This is a genomic window from Variovorax frigidus, from assembly GCF_051216515.1.
In the GTDB taxonomy this organism is placed as follows: domain Bacteria; phylum Pseudomonadota; class Gammaproteobacteria; order Burkholderiales; family Burkholderiaceae_C; genus Variovorax.
Window position 1 is genome coordinate 629188 of the sequence record NZ_JBPJZF010000001.1, and the last position, 20428, is coordinate 649615.

Genomic DNA, 20428 nt, shown 5'->3' on the forward strand with positions numbered 1-20428 from the left:
ATGGCTTGGCGATGGAACTCATCGCGACGGTTCAGGCGCAGTCGCTCGATGGTATCGCCCACCCACACAGAAAAAATCCCGCCGACCGCGGGATTTTTTCGTTCAGGCCGAGTTCGCCGTTCAGCGCTTGGCCGGTGGCAGATCGGTGCAGGTACCGTGCGCCACTTCCGCGGCCATGCCGATGCTCTCGCCCAGCGTCGGGTGCGGGTGGATGGTCTTGCCGATGTCGATCTCGTCGGCGCCCATCTCGATGGCCAGCACGATCTCGCCCAGCATGTCACCGGCATGCGTACCGACGATGCCGCCGCCCAGGATGCGATGCGTCTCCGCATCGAACAGCAGCTTGGTGAAGCCCTCGTCGCGGCCGTTGGCGATCGCGCGGCCCGAAGCGCTCCACGGGAAGTGGCCCTTCTTGACCTTGATGCCTTCGGCCTTGGCCTGGTCTTCGGTGAGGCCGACCCAGGCCACCTCGGGATCGGTGTAGGCCACGCTCGGGATCACGCGGGCGTTGAAGGCCGCGCTCGACAGCTCCTTGTCGCCCTTCTGCTCGCCAGCGATGACCTCGGCGGCCACGTGCGCCTCGTGCACCGCCTTGTGCGCCAGCATGGGCTGGCCCACGATGTCGCCAATGGCGAAGATGTTCGGTACGTTGGTGCGCATCTGGATGTCGACCGGGATGAAGCCGCGGTCGGTCACCGTCACGCCGGCCTTCTCGGCACCGATCTTCTTGCCGTTCGGGCTGCGGCCCACGGCCTGCAGCACCAGGTCGTACAGCTGTGGTTCCTTGGGCGCGTTCTCGCCTTCGAAGGTGACCTTGATGCCGTCCTTGGTCGCCTCGGCGCCCACGGTCTTGGTCTTCAGCATGATGTTGTCGAAGCGCGGCGCGTTCATCTTCTGCCAGACCTTGACCAGGTCACGGTCGGCGCCCTGCATCAGGCCGTCGAGCATCTCGACCACGTCCAGGCGCGCGCCCAGCGACGAATACACCGTGCCCATTTCCAGGCCGATGATGCCGCCGCCCAGGATCAGCATGCGCTTGGGCTCGGTGCCCATCTCCAGCGCGCCGGTCGAGTCGACGATGCGCGGGTCGCCCTTGGGCATGAAGGGCAGGCTCACCGATTGCGAACCGGCCGCGATGATCGCGTTGCGGAACTTCACGACCTGCTTTTTGCCGCTGGTGTCCCAGCCCGTGCCCGAGGTCTCGTCGACTTCGAGGTGGTTGGCATCGATGAAGCTGCCCACGCCGCGCACCACCGTCACCTTGCGCATCTTGGCCATGGCCGTGAGGCCGCCCGTGAGCTTGCCCACCACCTTGTTCTTGTGGCTCAGCAGCTTGGCGCGGTCGATGGTCGGCGCGCCGAAGTCGACGCCCAGGTCGGCGAAATGCTTGACCTCGTCCATCACCGAAGCCACGTGCAGCAGCGCCTTCGACGGAATGCAGCCCACGTTGAGGCAGACGCCGCCCAGCGTGGCATAGCGCTCGATCAGCACCACCTTGAGGCCGAGGTCGGCTGCGCGGAAGGCCGCCGAGTAGCCGCCGGGGCCGGCACCGAGCACGACCACGTCGCATTCGACGTCGACCTTGCCGCCGTAGTTGGAGACGATGGGTGCGGCCGTGGGGGCCGATGCAGGCGCGGGTGCCGCGGCCTTGGCGGCCGGAGCCGCCGCAGCCGGTGCCGGTGCCGCTGCCGCAGGCGCAGGCGCTGCTGCAGCACCCTCCACCACGTCCAGCGTCAACACCACCGAGCCCTGCTTGATCTTGTCACCGATCTTCACGGCCACGGCCTTCACCGTGCCCGCGGCCGACGACGGGATCTCCATCGAGGCCTTGTCCGACTCCACGGTGATCAGCGACTGCTCGGCCTTGACCGTGTCGCCCACCTTCACCAGCACCTCGATCACCGCGACCTCGTCGAAGTCGCCGATGTCCGGAACCTTGATCTGTTGTTCACTCATCTCGGGTTCCTTAGAGCAGCACGCGGCGGAAGTCCGTGAGGACCTGGCCGAGATAGGCATTGAAGCGTGCGGCCGAGGCGCCATCGATCACGCGATGGTCGTACGACAGCGACAGCGGCAGCGTGAGTTGCGGCACGAACTGCTTGCCGTCCCAGACCGGTTTCATCGCGCTCTTCGACAGGCCGAGGATCGCGACTTCGGGCGCGTTGATGATGGGCGTGAAGTGCGTGCCGCCGATGCCGCCGAGCGAGCTGATCGAGAAGCAGCCGCCCTGCATGTCGGCGCCGCCGAGCTTGCCGTCGCGCGCCTTCTTGGCGAGTTCGCCCATCTCCTGGCTGATCTGCAGGATGCCCTTCTTGTCGGCATCCTTGAGCACCGGCACCACCAGCCCGTTGGGCGTGTCGGCCGCGAAGCCGACGTTGTAGTACTGCTTGTAGACCAGCGTGTCGCCGTCCAGGCTGGCGTTGAACTCGGGGAATTTCTTCAGCGCCGAGACCACCGCCTTGATCACGAAAGCCAGCATCGTGACCTTCACGCCCGACTTCTCGTTCTCCTTGTTGGTCGCCACGCGGAAGGCTTCCAGCGCGGTGATGTCGGCCTCGTCGTTGTTGGTGACGTGCGGGATCATCACCCAGTTGCGGTGCAGGTTCGCGCCGCTGAGCTTCTTGATGCGCGACAGCTCCTTGCGCTCGACAGCGCCGAACTTGGCGAAGTCGACCTTGGGCCAGGGGATCAGGCCCAGCGCCGCGCCATCGCCGCCGCCGCCCGCCGGGGCCTTGGCCGCCGATGCCTTGGTGCTGGCCGCGCCGCTCATCACGGCCTTGGTGAAGTTCTGGATGTCTTCCTGCGTGATCCGGCCCTTCGGGCCCGAACCCTTGATCTCTTCCAGCGGCACGCCCAGCTCGCGCGCGAACTTGCGGATCGAGGGCGAGGCATGCGGCAGGTTGCCGGTGGGGGCCGTGGTGGGGTCGTGTGCCGCCGGTGCTGCCGACGACGCAGCCGCTGCGGCAGGCGCAGAGGCTGCAGCCGTCGCGGGGGCCGCGGCAGCCGGGGCCGCCGAGGACGCAGGCGCCGGAGCGGCCGCCGGTGCCGCACCGGCCGCGCCTTCGAGCACCGCGATCAGGTCGCCGATGTTCACCACATCGCCGATCTTGACCTTGAGCTCCTTGAGCACGCCGGCCGCCGACGACGGGATCTCCATCGAGGCCTTGTCCGATTCCACCGTGATCAGCGACTGGTCGGCCGCGATCGTGTCGCCCGGTTTCACCAGCAGTTCGATCACCGACACGTCCTTGAAGTCGCCGATGTCGGGCACCTTGACGTCGACCGGTCCGGCCGACGCCGCAGGGGCGGCCGCGGGCGCGGCGCTGGGCGCCGGTGCCGCCGCCTGCGCGGGGGCAGGTGCCGCCGGAGCCGGGGCCGGCGCTGCCGCCTCGCTCGCGCCTTCGGCTTCCAGCACCAGCACGACCGAGCCCTGCTTGATCTTGTCGCCCATCGCGACCTTGAGTTCCTTGACGACACCGGCCGTCGACGATGGGATCTCCATCGAGGCCTTGTCGGACTCCACGGTGATGAGCGACTGCTCGGCCTTGACCGTGTCGCCCACTTTCACCAGCACCTCGATCACCGCGACTTCATCGAAATCGCCGATGTCGGGCACTTTCACTTCCACTGCTGCCATATCGTTGTCTCCCGCCCGTCGGGCGCGTCGGTTGTTCGGGTTGATTCTTACGCGTAGAGCGGGTTGACCTTGTCGGCATCGATGCCGTACTTCTTGATCGCCTCGGCCACCTTCGCCGCCGGCAGCACGCCGTCTTCGGCCAGGGCCTTGAGCGCCGCCACCACGATGAAGTGTCGGTTGATCTCGAAGTGTTCGCGCAGCTTGCTGCGGAAATCGCTGCGGCCGAAGCCGTCGGTGCCCAGCACCTTGTAGGTACGGCCCTTCGGAATGAAGGGACGGATCTGCTCGGCGTACGCCTTCATGTAGTCGGTCGATGCCACCACCGGCCCGGTGCTCGCGGCGAGCTGCTGGCCCACGAAGGACACGCGCTGCTCCTCGGTCGGGTGCAGCAGGTTCCAGCGCTCGGCGTTCTGGCCGTCGCGCGTGAGTTCGTTGAAGCTCGGGCAGCTCCAGACGCCGGCGCTGATGCCCCAGTCCTTCTCGAGCAGCTCTTGCGCGGCAAAGCTTTCGCGCAGGATCGTGCCGCTGCCCAGCAGTTGCACGCTCGGCGCTTCCTTGCTGCCCTTGGCGGCCTTGACCACCGGCGCCTGCTTGCTCAGGTACATGCCCTTGAGGATCTGCTCTTCGGTGCCGGGCTGCAGGCCGGGCATCGCGTAGTTCTCGTTGAGCAGCGTCAGGTAGTAGTAGACGTTGTCCTGCTTCTCCACCATGCGCTTCAGGCCATGGTGCAGGATCACGCCGACTTCGTGCGCGAAGGTCGGGTCGTAGCTCACGCAGTTCGGGATGGTGTTGGCCAGGATGTGGCTGTGACCGTCTTCGTGCTGCAGGCCTTCGCCGTTGAGCGTGGTGCGCCCCGAGGTGCCGCCCAGCAGGAAGCCGCGGGCCTGCATGTCGCCGGCCGCCCAGGCCAGGTCGCCGATGCGCTGGAAGCCGAACATCGAGTAGTACACGTAGAACGGCACCATGATGCGGTTGTTCGTGCTGTACGACGTGGCCGCCGCGATCCAGCTCGACATGCCGCCCGCTTCGTTGATGCCTTCCTGCAGGATCTGGCCAGCCTTGTCTTCCTTGTAGTACATGACCTGGTCCTTGTCGACCGGCGTGTACTGCTGACCATGCGGGTTGTAGATCCCGATCTGGCGAAACAACCCTTCCATGCCGAAGGTGCGCGCTTCGTCGACCAGGATCGGCACGACGCGCGGGCCCAGCGCCTGGTCGCGCAGCAGCTGCGTGAGGAAGCGCACATAGGCCTGGGTGGTCGAGATCTCGCGGCCTTCGGCCGTGGGCTCGAGCACCGCCTTGAAGGTCTCGAGCGCAGGCACGGTGAAGCTCTCGTCGGCCTTCACGCGGCGGTGCGGCAGGTAGCCGCCCAGCGCCTTGCGACGTTCGTGCAGGTACTGCATTTCCGGCGTGTCGTCGGCCGGCTTGTAGAACGGGATGTCGGCCAGCTGGCTGTCCGGGATCGGGATGTTGAAGCGGTCGCGGAAGAGCTTGATGTCCTCGTCGGCCAGTTTCTTGGTCTGGTGGACGTTGTTCTTGCCTTCGCCGATCTTGCCCATGCCGAAGCCCTTGACGGTCTTCACCAGCAGCACGGTGGGCTGGCCCTTGTGCTTGACGGCCGAGTCGAAGGCCGCGAAGACCTTCTGCGCATCGTGGCCGCCGCGGCGCAGTTGCCAGATGTCGTCGTCGCTCATCTTGCTGACCATCTCGAGCGTGCGCGGGTCACGGCCGAAGAAGTTCTTGCGCACGTAGGCGCCGTCGTTGGCCTTGAACGACTGGTAATCGCCGTCGTTCGTTTCCATCATCAGCTTGCGCAGCGCGCCGTCCTTGTCGCGCGCCAGCAGCGGATCCCAGTTGGAACCCCAGATCAGCTTGAGCACGTTCCAGCCGGCACCGCGGAATTCGCTCTCGAGCTCCTGGATGATCTTGCCGTTGCCGCGCACCGGGCCGTCGAGTCGCTGCAGGTTGCAGTTGATCACGAAGATCAGGTTGTCGAGGTTCTCGCGCGCGGCCAGGCCGATGGCGCCCAGCGATTCGACCTCGTCCATCTCGCCGTCGCCGCAGAACACCCAGACCTTGCGGTTCTCGGTGTTGGCGATGCCGCGGGCATGCAGGTACTTGAGGAAGCGCGCCTGGTAGATCGACATCAGCGGGCCCAGGCCCATCGACACGGTCGGGAACTGCCAGAACTCGGGCATCAGCTTGGGATGCGGATAGCTCGACAGGCCCTTGCCGTCGACTTCCTGGCGGAAGTTGAGCAGCTGCTCTTCGGTCAGGCGGCCTTCGAGGAAGGCGCGGGCGTAGATGCCGGGCGACACGTGGCCCTGGATGTAGAGGCAGTCGCCGCCGTGGCCTTCGCTCTCGGCGCGCCAGAAGTGGTTGAAGCCGGCGCCGAACATGGTCGCGAGCGAGGCGAAGGAGCCGATGTGGCCACCCAGGTCGCCGCCGTCGGCGGGGTGCAGGCGGTTGGCCTTGACCACCATCGCCATCGCGTTCCAGCGCATGTAGGAGCGCAGGCGCTCCTCGATCTCGGCGTTGCCCGGCGAACGCTCTTCCTGGTCGGTCTCGAGCGTGTTGACGTAGGCGGTGTTGGCCGAGAAAGGCTTGTCGATGCTGTTCTGCCGCGCATGTTCGAGCAGCTGTTCGAGCAGGAAGTGCGCCCGTTCGGGGCCTTCGCTCTGGATGACGGCGGACAGGGCGTCCATCCATTCACGGGTTTCCTGCGCATCCGCGTCGTTCGCGGCCGAGCCGATGGGGTTCTCGGGGATTGCCGACATGCTTGTCTCCTAGTGGGCGTGGCTGTAGATCTGAAACTGGGCGGAAATGTCGCACAGAACAGATCAAATTTCAAATGGTGTTTCGTCTTTTCTTAATGTGAAATAACTTGTGTTCACGGCGATCGTGCCCGGCGACACGCCGTTGCCAGTCTGAACGCTTTTCATGAACCCACCGCATCGGTCTCACTAGGGGTTCCCCTACACTCGAGAGATGCCCTTCTTCAGCCCGCTCGCCGCCGCTCGCAGCGCCGTCAAATCGTCGCCCCTTTCATGGTGGCGGCGTTGGTGGAAGCGTCAGACGCCGGTGCTGCAGGACACCGTCGCGATGCTCGCGCCCCTGGCTGCGGTGATGCTGTTCCTGGCGGCGATCGTCTGCGCCTTCTGGTACCTGCGCGCCGAAGAGATCGAACGCGAGCAGGAGTCGGTCAAGCGCGACGTCGAGTACGCGCAGCAGCGCCTGCGGCTGCGTCTGCTGGAACGCCAGGAACAATTGATGCGCATCGCCCGCGATGCCTCGAACCGCGAAATCGATGCGGCCGAATTCACCAGCCGCGCCGAGTCCCTGATCAGCCAGTATCCCGAGTTGCAGGCCATCAGCTGGATCGATGACCGTCGGCGCTTCAAGGCCAATTACGCGGCGCCCGGCGTGCCGCCCGCCCAGCAGCACGCGCTCGAAGAGGTGCTGCGGCCCGGCGACATCGAAAGCAACTACGCGCTGGCCCGGGAGCTGCGCCAGCCGGTGTTCTCGCAGCCGGTGGCCGGCGGCGAGCCGCCCGGCATGCTGCAGCTGCACATCCCCCTGTTCGACCAGGGCTTGTTCGCGGGCATGGTGCTGGGCGAGTTCTCGGTCGACAGCCTGCTGCGCTACGGCGTGCCGCCGGAGGTCAGCGCGCGCTACGCGGTCGCGCTGCTCGACGCCAAGGGCGGGCTGCTGGCCGGCAACACGGTCAACCCGCGCGAGGCCGGCGCGCGGCTGCTGCCCTGGATCGAGCACACCAACGATTACGAAGTGCCGGTCTCGCCCATCGGCAACGCCATGATGCTGCGCGCCCAGGCCTACCGGACCTCGCCCGGCCTGGTCGGCAACGGCCTGTTCTGGCTGGTCGGCGCGCTCAGCGTGCTGACCGCCTGGATGCTCATCGGCACCTGGCGCCACACGCGCAAGCGGCTGCAGGCGCAGCAGGCGCTGGTCGCGGAAACCAATTTCCGGCGCGCGATGGAGAACTCCATGCTGACCGGCATGCGCGTGCTCGACCTCGAGGGCCGCATCACCTACGTCAACGCCGCCTTCTGCGCCATGACCGGCTGGAGCGAGACCGAACTCGTCGGCCAGACGCCCCCGTTCCCCTACTGGCTGGAATCCGACCGCGAGGTCATGAACGAGCGGCTCGAGGAAGAACTGCACGGCCGCGCCCTGCCCGGCGGCTTCCAGGTGCGGGTCAAGCGCAAGAACGGCAGCATCTTCAATGCGCGGCTCTACGTCTCGCCGCTGATCGACGCCCGCGGCCATCAGACCGGCTGGATGACCTCGATGACCGACATCACCGAGCCCACGCGCATCCGCGAGCAGCTGTCGGCTTCGTACGAGCGCTTCACCACGGTGCTCGAGGCGCTCGACGCGGCGGTGTCGGTGGCGCCCATCGGCAGCGAGGAGCTGCTGTTCGCCAACAAGCTCTACCGGCTCTGGTTCGGCTCCGACACCGTGGGCCACCTGGGCATGGTGGCGCAGGCCGGCGTGCCCGCCTCGGCCGCGCACGACGAGGAGCTGGACGACGTCGACCCCTTCGCCGGCCTGCCCATCGACACGCTGACCACCGCCCAGCCGGCCAACAACGAGATCTTCGTGCCCGAGCTGGGCAAGTGGCTCGAGGTGCGCTCGCGCTACCTGACCTGGGTCGACGGCCGGCTGGCGCAACTGGTGATCGCCACCGACATCACGCCGCGGCGCGACGCCGAGGAGCAGGCGGCGGCGCAGGCCGATCGCGCGCACGCGTCCAGCCGCCTGATCACCATGGGCGAGATGGCGTCCAGCGTGGCACACGAGCTCAACCAGCCGCTGACCGCCATCACCAACTACTGCAACGGCATGATGTCGCGCATCAAGGGGCAGTCGATCGACAACGACGCACTGCTGGCCGCGCTCGAGAAGACGTCGAAGCAGGCCCAGCGCGCCGGCCAGATCATCCAGCGCATCCGCTCCTTCGTGAAGCGCAGCGAGCCCAACCGCACACCGGCCGAGGTCGCCACCATGGTGAGCGAAGCGGTCGAACTGGCCGGCATCGAGCTGCGCCGACGCAACGTGCGGCTCAACCACTACGTGGCGGCCCGGCTGCCGATCGTGCGCGTCGACCCGATCCTGATCGAGCAGGTGATGGTCAACCTGCTGAAGAACGCTGCCGAGTCGATCGACCTGGCCCAGCGTCCGCTGGCGCGCCGCAGCGTGGAGCTGCGGGTGCTGCCCAAGGTCATCGATAACCAGAACACGATCGAGTTCTCGGTGCAGGACACCGGCATGGGCCTGGCGCCCGAGGTCATGGACCGCCTGTACGAGGCCTTCTTCTCGACCAAGCCCGAAGGCATGGGCATCGGGCTCAATCTGTGCCGCACCATCGTCGAGTCGCATCGCGGCCGGATGCAGGCGGAGAACATCTACAATGGTCCGGACGTGGTCGGATGCCGTTTTTCCTTCTGGATTCCGGTGATGGACGCTAGCAGTTCCGTAGCAAACGACGAGGCAAAGGTACCCGCATGAGTTTGATCCCGAAGAAGGGCACGGTCTATGTCGTCGACGATGACGAAGCCGTGCGTGACTCGCTGCAATGGTTGCTCGAAGGCAAGGACTACCGCGTCCGCTGCTTCGACTCCGCAGAGTCATTTCTGTCCCGCTACGACCCGCGCGAGGTGGCCTGCCTGATCGTGGACATCCGCATGGGCGGCATGTCGGGCATCGAGTTGCAGGACCGCCTGATCGAACGGCGCTCGCCGCTGCCGATCATGGTCATCACCGGCCACGGCGACGTGCCGATGGCGGTCGACTCGATGAAGAAGGGCGCGATGGACTTCATCCAGAAGCCCTTCAACGAAGACGAACTGGTCTCGCTGGTCGAGCGCATGCTCGAACATGCGCGCGGCGCCTTCGCCCAGCACCAGCAGTCGGCCAGCCGCGACGCGCTGCTGTCCAAGCTCACCGGCCGCGAGGCCCAGGTGCTCGAGCGCATCGTCGCCGGCCGCCTGAACAAGCAGATCGCCGACGACCTCGGCATCAGCATCAAGACGGTCGAGGCGCACCGCGCCAACATCATGGAAAAGCTCAACGCCAATACCGTGGCCGATCTGCTGAAGATCGCACTCGGCCAGGCCCAGCCGACCGCGAAGTCTTCCTGATCGCTATCGGCGAGATAGCCACAAAGTCCCCCGACGCCTGCGCAAGCGGGCGTTTCTACTTGGAAAATCAAATCACGATGACTGCCCAACTGATCGACGGCAACGCCCTCTCCCGCACCCTGCGCACCGAGGTCGCCACGCGCGCCGCGGCCCTCAAGGCCCGTGGCGTGACGCCCGGCCTGGCCGTGGTCCTGGTCGGCGAGAACCCGGCCAGCCAGGTCTACGTGCGCAACAAGATCAAGGCCTGCGAAGACAACGGCCTGCACTCGGTGCTCGAGAAGTACCCGGCCGAACTGAGCGAAGCCGAGCTGCTCGCGCGCATCGACGCGCTCAACGACGACCCGGCCATCCACGGCATCCTGGTGCAGCTGCCGCTGCCCAGGCACATCGACGCCCAGAAGGTCATCGAGGCCATCTCGCCCGAGAAGGACGTCGACGGCTTCCACGTCGCCAGCGCCGGCGCACTCATGACCGGCGCCCCGGGCTTCTGGCCCTGCACGCCCTACGGCTGCATGAAGATGCTCGAATCGATCGGCTACGACCTGCGCGGCAAGCATGCGGTGGTCATCGGCCGCAGCAACATCGTCGGCAAGCCGATGGCGCTGATGCTGCTCGCGAAGAACGCGACCGTGACCATCTGCCACAGCGCCACGCCCGACCTCGGCGCCATGACCCGCCAGGCCGACGTGATCGTCGCCGCCGTGGGCAAGCGCAACGTGCTGACCGCCGACATGGTCAAGCCCGGCGCGGTCGTGATCGACGTGGGCATGAACCGCAACGACGAAGGCAAGCTCTGCGGCGACGTCGATTTCGATGGTGTCAAGGAAGTGGCCGGCTGGATCACGCCGGTGCCCGGCGGCGTCGGCCCGATGACGATCACCATGCTCCTCGTCAACACCCTCGAAGCCGCGGAAGCATGAACCACCCCCGAAGCGCCTGCAGCGCTTCCCCCTCCAGGGGGCGATACCAGCGGCCTGGCAAAGCCAGTTCCGCGGTATCCCTGGCATTGGGCCGCGCCAGTTTCATGCGGCACGGCACGCCACCGCTGGCCGGGAATTAACCTTGAACTTGCGGCGCCTGGCGCCAGATGCTCTCCATGACCAATCCGCTCCTCGACTTCACCGATCTTCCGCTCTTCGACCAGATCCAGCCGGCCCACGTCGCGCCCGCAGTCGACGCCTTGCTGGCCGAGGCCGAAACCGCGCTGCAGACCGTCACCGCGGCCGACTTCCCGGCCGACTGGCTGGCGATCTCGAAGGTGCTCGACGTGTCGTCGGAGCGCTTCAGCCGGGCCTGGGGCGCGATCGGGCACCTGAACGCGGTGGCCGACACGCCCGAGCTGCGCGCCGCCTACAACGAGGCGATGCCGCGCGTCACCGCCTTCTGGACCCGGCTGGGTTCCGATGAGCGCCTGTACGCCAAGTACAAGGCCATCGACACCGCCACGCTCAACGCGGAGCAGAAGCAGGCCCATCGCAACGCGGTGCGCAACTTCGTGCTGGGCGGTGCCGAACTGCAGGGCGCGGCCAAGGAGCGCTTTGCCGCGATCCAGGAACGCCAGGCCGAACTGAGCCAGAAGTTCAGCGAGAACGCGCTCGACGCGACCGACGCCTTCGCCTACTACGCCGAAGCGAGCGAGCTCGAAGGCCTGCCCGAAGACGTGATCGCGGCCGCCCGCGCGGGCGCCGAAGCCGACAGCAAGCCCGGCTACAAGCTCACGCTCAAGATGCCCTGCTACCTGCCGGTCATGCAGTTCGCAAAGAGCAGCGCGCTGCGCGAGACGCTCTACCGCGCCTACGTGACGCGAGCCAGCGAGCTCGGCGACCCGGCCTTCGACAACAGCGCGCTCATCACCGAGATCCTGGCCCTGCGCGAGGAAGAAGCCAAGCTGCTGGGCTACCGCAATTACGGCGAGCTGTCGGTCGTGCCCAAGATGGCCGACACGCCCGAGCAGGTCGTGAAGTTCCTGCGCGACCTCGGCGCACGCGCCAAGCCCTTCGGCGAACGCGACCTGGCCGACCTGCGCGTGTTCGCTTCCACCCTGGGCCTGGCCGACCCGCAGCCCTGGGACTGGACCTTCGTCGGCGAGAAGCTCAAGGAAGCGCGCTACGCCTTCAGCGAACTGGAGGTCAAGCAGTACTTCCCGGCGCCCAAGGTGATGGCGGGCCTGTTCAAGATCGTCGAGACGCTGTTCGAGGTCTCGATCCGCCGCGACTTCGCGCCGGTCTGGCACCCGACCGTCGAGTTCTATCGCATCGAGCGCGACGGGCAGCGCGTCGGCCAGTTCTACCTCGACCCCTCGGCGCGCGCCGGCAAGCGCGGCGGTGCCTGGATGGACGACGTGCGCGCCCGCTGGCTGCGCCCCGACACCGGCGTGCTGCAGACGCCCGTCGCGCAGCTGGTGTGCAACTTCGCCGAGGGCGTCGACGGCAAGCCGCCGCTGCTCACGCACGACGACGTCACCACCCTGTTCCACGAGTTCGGCCACGGACTGCACCACATGCTCACGCAGGTCAACGAGCGCGACGTGTCGGGCATCAGCGGTGTCGAGTGGGACGCGGTCGAGCTGCCGAGCCAGTTCATGGAGAACTTCTGCTGGGAGTGGGACGTGCTCGCGCACATGACGGCCCATGTCGACACCGGCGCAGCGCTGCCACGCGCGCTGTTCGACAAGATGACCGCCGCGAAGAACTTCCAGAGCGGCATGCAGACGCTGCGCCAGATCGAGTTCTCGCTGTTCGACATGCTGCTGCACACCGAGTATGTGGCCCCCACGCTCGGCACTGACGTGTCCTCGCTGCCCCCCGAGGGGGCGCGTTCCGCCTTGGGGCGGCCCGGCGGCGGAACCACGCCGCCCAATTCGGTGCTGGCGTTGCTGGCCCAGGTGCGCGCCGAGGTGGCCGTGATGCCGTCGCCACCCTTCAGCCGCACGCCCAACACCTTCAGCCACATCTTCTCGGGCGGCTATGCGGCCGGCTACTACAGCTACAAGTGGGCCGAGGTGCTGAGCGCCGATGCCTACGCGGCCTTCGAGGAGACCGCGGGTGCCAGCGGCGAGCCCAACATCGAGACCGGCCGCAAGTACCGCCAGGCCATCCTGGAAGCCGGCGGCAGCCGCAGCGCGATGGACTCCTTCAAGGCCTTCCGCGGCCGCGAGCCGCAGCTCGACGCGCTGCTGCGCCACCAGGGCATGGCGGAGCCCCAACCGGCCTGACAGGGCGATGGCGCGCGTCGCGCGGCCTGAGATACTTCGACTTTCGATCTTCGAGCCCGGAGCCTTTCTCATGCATCGCAACGCGCGCCTCTCCCTTCTGCTGCTGGCCCTCGCCGCCACCGCGGCATCGGCCCAGCAGGTCTACCGCCATGTGGATGCGAACGGCAAGGTCGTCTTCTCCGATCAGCCACCGGCCGCCGATGCGCGCCCCGCCACACCGCGCACCGGTGCGTCACCCTCGGACAGCGGCGGCGCCGCCCTTCCCTATGAATTACAGCAGGTGGTGCAGCGCTATCCCGTCACGATCTACACACGAGACGACTGCGCGCCCTGCGACACCGGCCGTTCGCTGCTGAGCACGCGCGGCGTGCCCTTTGCCGAACGGCAGATCAAGACCAACGAAGACGGCGACGCACTGCAGCGCCTGAGCGGGCAGAACTCGCTGCCGCTGCTGACCATCGGCTCGCAGCAGCTCAAGGGCTTTTCGGACGGCGAATGGTCGCAGTACCTGGATGCGGCCGGCTACCCGAAGAGCATCCGCCTGCCCGCGGGCTACCGCAACGCGCCACCCCAGCCCATGGTGGCCGCGCGGCCGGCGCCGGTGAGCGCGCCACCCGCGGCGCAGGCGGCACCGCCAGCGCCGGTCGTGCCCGCGACAGGCCCGACGCCGTCGAACCCGGCCGGCATCCGTTTCTGACGGCGATCAGTCGTAGCGCAGCGTCTCCACGCCCGAAGGCGTGCCGAGCAGGCACACGTTGGCGCGCTGGTACGCGAACACGCCGACCGTCACCACACCGGGCCACTGGCTGACCTCGGTCTCGAAGCCCAGCGGGTCGGTGATCTTCAGACCGCTCACGTCGACGATGTGCTGGCCGTTGTCGGTCACCAGCGCCACGCCGTCCTTCTCGCGCACCTGCGCCACGCCGCCCAGCCGTTCGAATTGCCGCATGATCCGGCGCGCCGCCATCGGCACCACCTCGACCGGCAGCGGGAAGCCACCCAGCACGTGCACGCGCTTGGAGGCGTCGGCGATGCAGACGAAGGAGCGTGACTGGGCCGCGACGATCTTCTCGCGCGTCAGCGCCGCGCCGCCGCCCTTGATCATGAAGCCGCGGCCGTCGATCTCGTCAGCGCCGTCGATGTAGACCGACAGTTCTTCCACCGCATTGCTGTCGAACACCTCGATGCCCAGCGCGCGCAGGCGTTCGGTCGACACGACCGAGCTCGACACCGCGCCGCGGATGCGGCCCTTGATCGTGGCCAGCGCCTCGATGAACTTGTTGACCGTGGAGCCGGTGCCGACACCGACGATCTCGCCCTCGACCACATAGTCGAGCGCGGCACGGGCCACCTGGGCCTTGAGTTCATCCTGGGTCAAAGAAGGGGCGGTCATCGGGGAGAATCCTGGAGCTTACGAAGCCGAGAATTATCCAATGCCCCTGCCGCTGCTTTCGTCCCTTTACGGACTCGCCCGCCCCGTCCTCTTCGGCCTCGACCCGGAACACGCCCACGAGCTCACGCTCGACGGCCTGGCGCGGACCCAGAACACGCCGCTGGCCTGCGCCTACGCGTCGCGGCGGGTCGACGATCCCGTCACGCTGGCGGGGCTGCATTTCCCCAACCGCGTCGGGCTGGCCGCGGGGCTGGACAAGAACGCCCGCTGCATCGACGCCTTCTCGGCCATGGGCTTCGGCTTCGTCGAGGTCGGCACCGTCACGCCCAAGGCCCAGCCGGGCAACCCCAAGCCGCGCATGTTCCGCCTGCCCCAGCGCGACGCGCTGATCAACCGGCTGGGCTTCAACAACGAGGGGCTGGACGTGTTCCTCGCCAACGTGCAGCGCGCGCGTTTCCGTCAGGGCGGCGCCCAGGCGGCGCCGATGCTGCTCGGCCTCAACATCGGCAAGAACGCGGCCACGCCGATCGAGCGGGCCACCGACGACTACCTGATCGGCTTGGCGGGTGTCTACCCGCATGCCGACTACGTGACGATCAACATATCGAGTCCCAACACCGCGAACCTGCGTTCGTTGCAGAGCGACGAAGCGCTGGATGCGCTGCTCGGCGCCCTGGTGGCACGCCGCGCCGAACTGACGCAGCAGCACGGCCGCCGGGTGCCGATGTTTCTCAAGATCGCACCCGATCTCGACGAAACACAGGTCACAGTGATCGCCGCCACGCTGAAGCGCCACGGCGTGGACGGCGTGATCGCCAGCAACACCACGCTGTCGCGTACGGCGGTGGCCGGGCTGCCGCATGCCGAGGAAGCCGGCGGCCTGTCCGGCGCACCGGTGCGCGAGGCCAGCAACCGCGTGATCGCACAGCTGCGTGCGGCGTTGGGTGCAGGCTATCCGATCATCGGGGTGGGCGGCATTCTGAACGGTGCCGATGCCCAGGCCAAGCTGGCCGCAGGCGCCGACGTGGTGCAGGTCTACACCGGCCTGATCTACCGCGGACCGGCGCTGGTCCGGGAAGTGGCGCAGGCCTTGCAGTCTCGCCAGGCCTGATCAGCGCATCCGCCAGAGCACCGGGGCCACGAAAGCCGCCCAGCGCAACAGCCGGCGCGGCTTGACCACCGCCACCACCGCAGCGGCGGCCACGCCCGCGGCCACGGGATGGGCCCGCAGCAGGCGCATGGCCGTCTCGCTCGGGGTTTCGTCGGGTGGCGGCGCTGCAGCCGAGGCAGCGGCTGCCGCATCCTCGCTGGCGTCCTGCAGCACCGCGATGCGCTGGCGCTGACGGGCGATGCGGGCCAGCAATTCCTCGCGCGTGGCCGGCCGCGTCGGGCGCGGCGTGCCTTCGGGCTGGCCTTCGTTGCCGATGCCCAGACGGTCCTGTACCCAGGCCCAGTCGCGCTCGAATTCATGCCGGCTCGGCGCAAAGGCGCCACTGGCACCGCGCAGCGTCGAGAGCAGGCCGATCAGCGAGACGGCCCACAAGGCGATCCATACACCTGCCACCGACCAGGCGGCGGTGGCACGGTGGGGTGTGTCCCAGAAATGGACCACCACGGCCACCGACAGCAAGGCCACCGCGACGGTGGTCAGGCCGAGCACGGCAATGACCAGCAACAGCACGCGCTGAAGCCGGTCCTTCTCGTCGTCCCAGGCCATGCGCAGGAGCTGGGTGCGGTCTTCGATCGCCATGGCGCCTTCGCCCGCGGCGATCTTGAGGTGGCGGATGCGCGCATCCAGTCCCAGCAGGGACAGCAACTTGTTCATTCGATCCTCCCGGTCACGCGCGCGGTGGCGCGCCTCTCAGATGCGCGGATGCGCTCAGCGACGGCCCAGCAGCAAGCCGACCAGAACGCCCACGGCCAGCGCACCGGCAGCGATCTGCCATGGCTCGTCGTGCGCATAGGCATTGGCCGTGCTGGCAGCGTCCTTGGCCTTCTTCGCGGCGATCTTGCTCTTCTCGGCCGCGAGTTCACGCGCGATGGCCAGCTTGGCCTCGACGCGCTGGCGCAACGCCTTGATCTGCGGATTCGATTCGAGGTCCTTGCCACCCAGCACGCCCTTGACGTCGTTGGCGATGTCTTCGACGACGGCGTTGGCTGCAGCTTCAAGGTTGTTGGATGCACTCATTGAAATCTTCCTCCGTGGTGGGACTGCCGGCAACGGCGCCGGCGATTGGATGCATGCAAGCGGCATGCCTTTCCATGGTACAGGCTGACCATCATCGCGCCAGCACTTCAACCACATGTCGTCCGATGGCTAAGCTGCTCGTCAGCCCGGGCGACTCGATCCCGAACAGATTGACCAGCCCGGGCACGCCGTGGCGCGCCGGCCCGTCGATCACGAAGTCGCGCGCAGCCTCGCCTGGGCCCGAGATCTTGGGGCGGATGCCGGCGTAGCCCGGGATCAGCGCGCCGTCGGGCAAGGCGGGCCAATAGCGCCGCACTTCGGCATAGAAGGCATCGCCGCGCCGCGCATCGACCACCAGGTCCTCGGGCGAGTCGACCCATTGCACGTCGGGTCCGAACTTGGCCTGGCCGCCCAGGTCCAGCGTCAGGTGCACGCCCAGACCGGCCGCCTCGGGCACGGGATAGATCAGGCGGCCGAAAGGCGCACGACCGGCCAGCGTGAAGTAGTTGCCCTTGGCGTACCACGCACCCGGTACCGTTGCTGGCGGCAGGCCGTCGAAATCGCGCGCCAGGCCGGGAGCAGACAAGCCCGCTGCGTTGACCACGCTGGCGCAACGCAGCACCGTGCCGTCCTCCGTGTGCAGCACGATGCCATCCGGCGTGCAGTCGGCATGGCGGACGGCCGACTTGAGCGCCACCACGCCGCCAGCGTTTTCGAGGTCGCCCTGAAGGCTCAGCATCAGGGCATGGCTGTCGACGATGCCGGTGCTGGGTGAATGCACGGCCGCCAGGCATTCGAGCGCGGGTTCGAGCGCGCGCGCTTCGTCGCGCGTGAGCATGATCAGGTCATCGACGCCGTTGGCGCGACCCTTGGCGATGATCGACTCGAGTTCGCCGACCTGGGCCGCGGAGGTCGCGACGATCAGCTTGCCGCAGCGGCGATGGGGCAGGTTGCGCTCAGCCGTATAGGCATACAGCGCCTGCCGCCCCTCGACGCAGAGGCGCGCCTTCAAAGAGCCTTGGGGATAGTAGATGCCAGCGTGGATCACCTCGCTGTTGCGCGAACTGGTGCCCGTGCCGATGGCACCCTCGGCTTCCAGCACGATGACATCACGACCCGCCAACGCCAGAGCTCGCGCCACGGCCAGCCCCACCACACCCGCGCCGATCACGGCGCAATCAAATTCATCCATGCCGCGAGCTTAGCGCGGCCCATCGCCCCACGGCGAAGCGATCAGAGGACCCAGGCGCGCGTGCGACCCAGCGTCCATCGGAAGCAGGCGGCGCTCATGAACTGGCGATGCGCCTGCAGGTGCAGCGAGAGGCTGAAGGGGAAGCGCGTCACGCTGCCTTGATCGGGTTCGACCGGCAGGTCTGCCGGCTCCGGCGTATTCGGCACATCGGGGGTGATGGGCGACGGAAGATCGGGACTGGTGGCCATGGTGTGCTCCTTTTACAAGCCTCCGTTCTACGAGGCTGCCCAGCACCGCGCGCCAGCCCATGGCCGCACTCGCCGTCGGTGCGGACCGACAAGGCACGACGTGGCGCATGCGCTAACAGGCCTGTGTGACGCACCTTCTCGTCACGCACGTGGCGAGCAGGGTCATCACCGCGCTGTCATCCGGCCTCCCTACGCTCCCCTGCTCCTCTTCATGCATCCACTGGAGCAGCATTCTTGTCTTCCGATTCTTCCCCCCGCAGTTCGCTTCTTCACCGCCGCAGCCTGTTGAAGGCTGGCTCCCTCGTGCCTGCGCTCGGCGCGGCTTCGCTGCTCGCCGCATGCGGAGGCGGCAGTGACTCGGGGGCGAGCACGCCCCCACCCGCGCCCGGGGACCCGTCCAACCCACCCCCGAATCCCGGCGAACCAGCCGTCGACACGCGCGTCTCGAGCTTCGGGCTGGCGGTGCTGCCCGACACGCAGTTCTATGCGCGCTACGCAAGCGCAGAGACCGGCAACCAGTTCGACAAGCGCTTCGGCAGCACACCCTTCCTCGCGCAGACGCAATGGCTGGCCGACAACGCGGCCGCACTCAAGATCCCGTTCGTGATCCATGTGGGCGACATCGTCGACCAGGTGGGCAAGCCGCAGCAGTGGGAGATCGCCGACAAGGCCATGCAGGCGCTGGAGGCCAAGAAGCTGCCCTACTCGGTGCTCGCCGGCAATCACGACGTATTGCAGGACATCGGCTTCGAGAACGGCCAATCGGTCGGTACCGATGCGCAGCGCGACCTCGCGAAGGAACCCTACCTGCAGTGGTTCGGCACCGAACGCGCGAAGAAGCAGAGCACCTTCGGCGGCCGTGATCCGAGCGGCTTTCACGAGTACCACGTCTTCACGGCCGAAGGCCAGCAGTTCCTGGTGCTGTCGCTCTCGTGGCGCGTGTCGGACAACGGCATCGTTTGGGCCCGCCGCGTGCTGAAGGACAACCCGACGTTGCCCGCGATCCTGGTCAACCACCAGCTGATCGCCATCGCGCCCGACGGCGTGAAGCCGCTCGAGGTGGACTACGGCCTGATGCTGTGGGAAAAACTCATCCGCGACAACGACCAGATCTTCATGACGGTCAATGGCCACCACCACGGCTCGGCGCACCTGACCAAGACCAACGACTTCGGCAACGCGGTCGAGGAAATGGTGGTGGACTACCAGATGGCCTACCAGGGCGGCAACGGCCTGATGCGCTTCTACGAATTCGACCTCACGGCCCAGGAAATCCGCGCCCTCTCCTTCTCGCCGTGGGTGCGTCAGAAACCGGTGGCGACGCTCAACGAGTTCGACCATGTGATGCTGCGCGACAGCAACAACGAGTTCAGCATCAAGATGGACTTCGCCAAGCGCTTCGCGCGCTTCGCGCCGAACTTCCGGGCCGCCACGCCGAGTGCCACGCCACGCACGCTGGCCGCCACGTCGCTGATGCTCGACGGCTTCAACGCCATCGAGACACCGCCGGCCAAGCCCGCCGCGAACGCGGAAGACTACCCGCACGTTGCCGAGACCCTGGCCCACTGGCGCTTCTTCGGCGGCACAGTGGGTGCGGCGCTCAACGACCGTGAAGTCATTGCCGACGCCTCCAACAAGGGCGCGAAGCTGACGCGCGGCGCACTCGATGCACCCGCGGGCAACACGGCCCAGCTCGCCGACCTGCGCTGGAGCAGCGACCGCCACCGCCTGTCGTCGGCGCCCGGCAGCGTGCAGTTCAGCAATGCGGCGAGCGCGCGCCTGAGCTACTTCATGACCGACGCCACCGCCGCGCTCAACAGCGAGACCTTCGAGACCACGGGCTACACGATCGAGGCCTTCATCAAGCTCGACAAGAACTGGACCGACAAGAACGCCTGGATGAACATCATGACGCGCGGCGGATGGAACCGGAACTTCCCCGGCTTCCAGGGCTGGGACGCCTCACCGCCGGTGCAGTTCGCGATCTCGAATCTCAAGGAGGTGCAGTTCGAGGTGATCCCGCAGAAGCCGGCGCCGACCTCCTCGCGCGCCAACTGGTCGGGCGAGATCCTGCTCGACAGCTGGCTGCACGTCGCGGTGGTCAACGACCCGGTGGCCAAGGAAACCACGATGTACGTGGAAGGCGCGCCGATCCTGCGCAACACGGTCGACACCGTGGGCCTGGCGTCGCAGAACCTGCCGTGGGTCGTGGGTGCCGGCTACTACCAGGGCAACGGCCCCGGCGGCGGCTTCCTGGGCGCCATGGGCGAAATCCGCATCGTCGCGAAGCCGCTGCCGCCTTCGCAGTGGCTGACGGCGCGCGCATCGGCCTGACAGCGCACGGCCACCGATCTCTCGTGACCGCCCTCGCGGCGGTTGCGTAGATCGGCGTGAT

15 protein-coding genes are annotated in these 20428 nt (G+C 67.3%); 7 read left to right on the top strand and 8 right to left on the bottom strand.

Translation table 11 applies throughout. The annotated features are described in order from the left end of the window. Positions 1–120 precede the first annotated feature (120 nt). From lpdA to aceE, 3 genes are read right to left on the bottom strand one after another with little or no spacing between them, the layout of a single operon-like run. Positions 121–1956: a dihydrolipoyl dehydrogenase gene (gene lpdA / locus ACSFBC_RS02945; protein ID WP_435508806.1), complete on the bottom strand. Its 1836-nt coding sequence runs from the start codon at positions 1954–1956 to the stop codon at positions 121–123. Between the two features lie 10 nt (positions 1957–1966). Continuing rightward, the gene (gene aceF, locus ACSFBC_RS02950) at positions 1967–3637 is read right to left on the bottom strand and encodes a dihydrolipoyllysine-residue acetyltransferase (protein WP_435508807.1); all 1671 of its coding nucleotides are present in this window, start codon (positions 3635–3637) and stop codon (positions 1967–1969) included. 47 nt (positions 3638–3684) lie between these two features. Next, on the bottom strand, positions 3685–6414 hold the full coding sequence (gene aceE, locus ACSFBC_RS02955; RefSeq protein ID WP_435508808.1) for a pyruvate dehydrogenase (acetyl-transferring), homodimeric type: 2730 nt from the start codon (positions 6412–6414) through the stop codon (positions 3685–3687). 211 nt (positions 6415–6625) lie between these two features. Here aceE and ACSFBC_RS02960 point away from each other — a divergent pair, with 211 nt between their 5' ends. From ACSFBC_RS02960 to ACSFBC_RS02980, 5 genes are all read left to right on the top strand, one after another. Next, complete coding sequence (locus ACSFBC_RS02960) at positions 6626–9166, top strand: PAS domain S-box protein (protein WP_435508809.1); 2541 nt, start codon at positions 6626–6628, stop codon at positions 9164–9166. Beyond that, positions 9163–9798 carry a response regulator transcription factor gene (locus ACSFBC_RS02965; protein ID WP_435508810.1) on the top strand — a complete coding sequence of 212 codons (636 nt, stop codon included), beginning with the start codon at positions 9163–9165 and terminating at the stop codon, positions 9796–9798. The genes ACSFBC_RS02960 and ACSFBC_RS02965 overlap by 4 nt, the downstream gene beginning before the upstream one ends. A 77-nt stretch (positions 9799–9875) precedes the next feature. Further along, the gene (gene folD, locus ACSFBC_RS02970) at positions 9876–10718 is read left to right on the top strand and encodes a bifunctional methylenetetrahydrofolate dehydrogenase/methenyltetrahydrofolate cyclohydrolase FolD (protein WP_435508811.1); all 843 of its coding nucleotides are present in this window, start codon (positions 9876–9878) and stop codon (positions 10716–10718) included. Positions 10719–10885: 167 nt separating this feature from the next. Then, positions 10886–13012 carry a M3 family metallopeptidase gene (locus ACSFBC_RS02975; RefSeq protein ID WP_435508812.1) on the top strand — a complete coding sequence of 709 codons (2127 nt, stop codon included), beginning with the start codon at positions 10886–10888 and terminating at the stop codon, positions 13010–13012. Between the two features lie 70 nt (positions 13013–13082). Next, a complete protein-coding gene (locus tag ACSFBC_RS02980; RefSeq protein WP_435508813.1) occupies positions 13083–13709 on the top strand; it encodes a glutaredoxin family protein in 627 nt (208 codons plus the stop codon). A gap of 6 nt (positions 13710–13715) precedes the next feature. Here ACSFBC_RS02980 and rpiA read toward each other — a convergent pair whose 3' ends face one another. Next, complete coding sequence (gene rpiA / locus ACSFBC_RS02985) at positions 13716–14405, bottom strand: ribose-5-phosphate isomerase RpiA (protein ID WP_435508814.1); 690 nt, start codon at positions 14403–14405, stop codon at positions 13716–13718. A 40-nt stretch (positions 14406–14445) separates the two neighbouring features. Between rpiA and ACSFBC_RS02990 the strand changes: the two genes are divergently transcribed. Next, the gene (locus tag ACSFBC_RS02990) at positions 14446–15516 is read left to right on the top strand and encodes a quinone-dependent dihydroorotate dehydrogenase (RefSeq protein ID WP_435508815.1); all 1071 of its coding nucleotides are present in this window, start codon (positions 14446–14448) and stop codon (positions 15514–15516) included. On the opposite strand, the gene ACSFBC_RS02995 is transcribed toward ACSFBC_RS02990, so the two are convergent. The 4 genes from ACSFBC_RS02995 to ACSFBC_RS03010 form a co-directional block, all read right to left on the bottom strand. Next, complete coding sequence (locus ACSFBC_RS02995; RefSeq protein WP_435508816.1) at positions 15517–16230, bottom strand: phage holin family protein; 714 nt, start codon at positions 16228–16230, stop codon at positions 15517–15519. A gap of 54 nt (positions 16231–16284) precedes the next feature. Next, on the bottom strand, positions 16285–16593 hold the full coding sequence (locus ACSFBC_RS03000; protein WP_183027598.1) for a glycine zipper domain-containing protein: 309 nt from the start codon (positions 16591–16593) through the stop codon (positions 16285–16287). A gap of 91 nt (positions 16594–16684) precedes the next feature. Beyond that, positions 16685–17785 carry an NAD(P)/FAD-dependent oxidoreductase gene (locus ACSFBC_RS03005; RefSeq protein WP_435508817.1) on the bottom strand — a complete coding sequence of 367 codons (1101 nt, stop codon included), beginning with the start codon at positions 17783–17785 and terminating at the stop codon, positions 16685–16687. A gap of 41 nt (positions 17786–17826) precedes the next feature. Then, positions 17827–18033, bottom strand: a complete 207-nt coding sequence (locus tag ACSFBC_RS03010) for a hypothetical protein (RefSeq protein WP_435508818.1) — start codon at positions 18031–18033, stop codon at positions 17827–17829. A gap of 303 nt (positions 18034–18336) precedes the next feature. Here ACSFBC_RS03010 and ACSFBC_RS03015 point away from each other — a divergent pair, with 303 nt between their 5' ends. Continuing rightward, the gene (locus tag ACSFBC_RS03015) at positions 18337–20367 is read left to right on the top strand and encodes a LamG-like jellyroll fold domain-containing protein (RefSeq protein ID WP_435508819.1); all 2031 of its coding nucleotides are present in this window, start codon (positions 18337–18339) and stop codon (positions 20365–20367) included. Positions 20368–20428: the final 61 nt, after the last annotated feature.

Excerpts from the sequence above, each read along its gene's own strand:
- lpdA (WP_435508806.1), bottom strand. The coding sequence starts at position 1,956 with ATGAGTGAACAACAGATCAAGGTTCCGGACATCGGCGACTTCGACGAG.
- aceF (WP_435508807.1), bottom strand. The coding sequence starts at position 3,637 with ATGGCAGCAGTGGAAGTGAAAGTGCCCGACATCGGCGATTTCGATGAA.
- aceE (WP_435508808.1), bottom strand. The coding sequence starts at position 6,414 with ATGTCGGCAATCCCCGAGAACCCCATCGGCTCGGCCGCGAACGACGCG.
- ACSFBC_RS02960 (WP_435508809.1), top strand. The coding sequence starts at position 6,626 with ATGCCCTTCTTCAGCCCGCTCGCCGCCGCTCGCAGCGCCGTCAAATCG.
- ACSFBC_RS02965 (WP_435508810.1), top strand. The coding sequence starts at position 9,163 with ATGAGTTTGATCCCGAAGAAGGGCACGGTCTATGTCGTCGACGATGAC.
- folD (WP_435508811.1), top strand. The coding sequence starts at position 9,876 with ATGACTGCCCAACTGATCGACGGCAACGCCCTCTCCCGCACCCTGCGC.
- ACSFBC_RS02975 (WP_435508812.1), top strand. The coding sequence starts at position 10,886 with ATGCTCTCCATGACCAATCCGCTCCTCGACTTCACCGATCTTCCGCTC.
- ACSFBC_RS02980 (WP_435508813.1), top strand. The coding sequence starts at position 13,083 with ATGCATCGCAACGCGCGCCTCTCCCTTCTGCTGCTGGCCCTCGCCGCC.
- rpiA (WP_435508814.1), bottom strand. The coding sequence starts at position 14,405 with ATGACCGCCCCTTCTTTGACCCAGGATGAACTCAAGGCCCAGGTGGCC.
- ACSFBC_RS02990 (WP_435508815.1), top strand. The coding sequence starts at position 14,446 with ATGCCCCTGCCGCTGCTTTCGTCCCTTTACGGACTCGCCCGCCCCGTC.
- ACSFBC_RS02995 (WP_435508816.1), bottom strand. The coding sequence starts at position 16,230 with ATGAACAAGTTGCTGTCCCTGCTGGGACTGGATGCGCGCATCCGCCAC.
- ACSFBC_RS03000 (WP_183027598.1), bottom strand. The coding sequence starts at position 16,593 with ATGAGTGCATCCAACAACCTTGAAGCTGCAGCCAACGCCGTCGTCGAA.
- ACSFBC_RS03005 (WP_435508817.1), bottom strand. The coding sequence starts at position 17,785 with ATGGATGAATTTGATTGCGCCGTGATCGGCGCGGGTGTGGTGGGGCTG.
- ACSFBC_RS03010 (WP_435508818.1), bottom strand. The coding sequence starts at position 18,033 with ATGGCCACCAGTCCCGATCTTCCGTCGCCCATCACCCCCGATGTGCCG.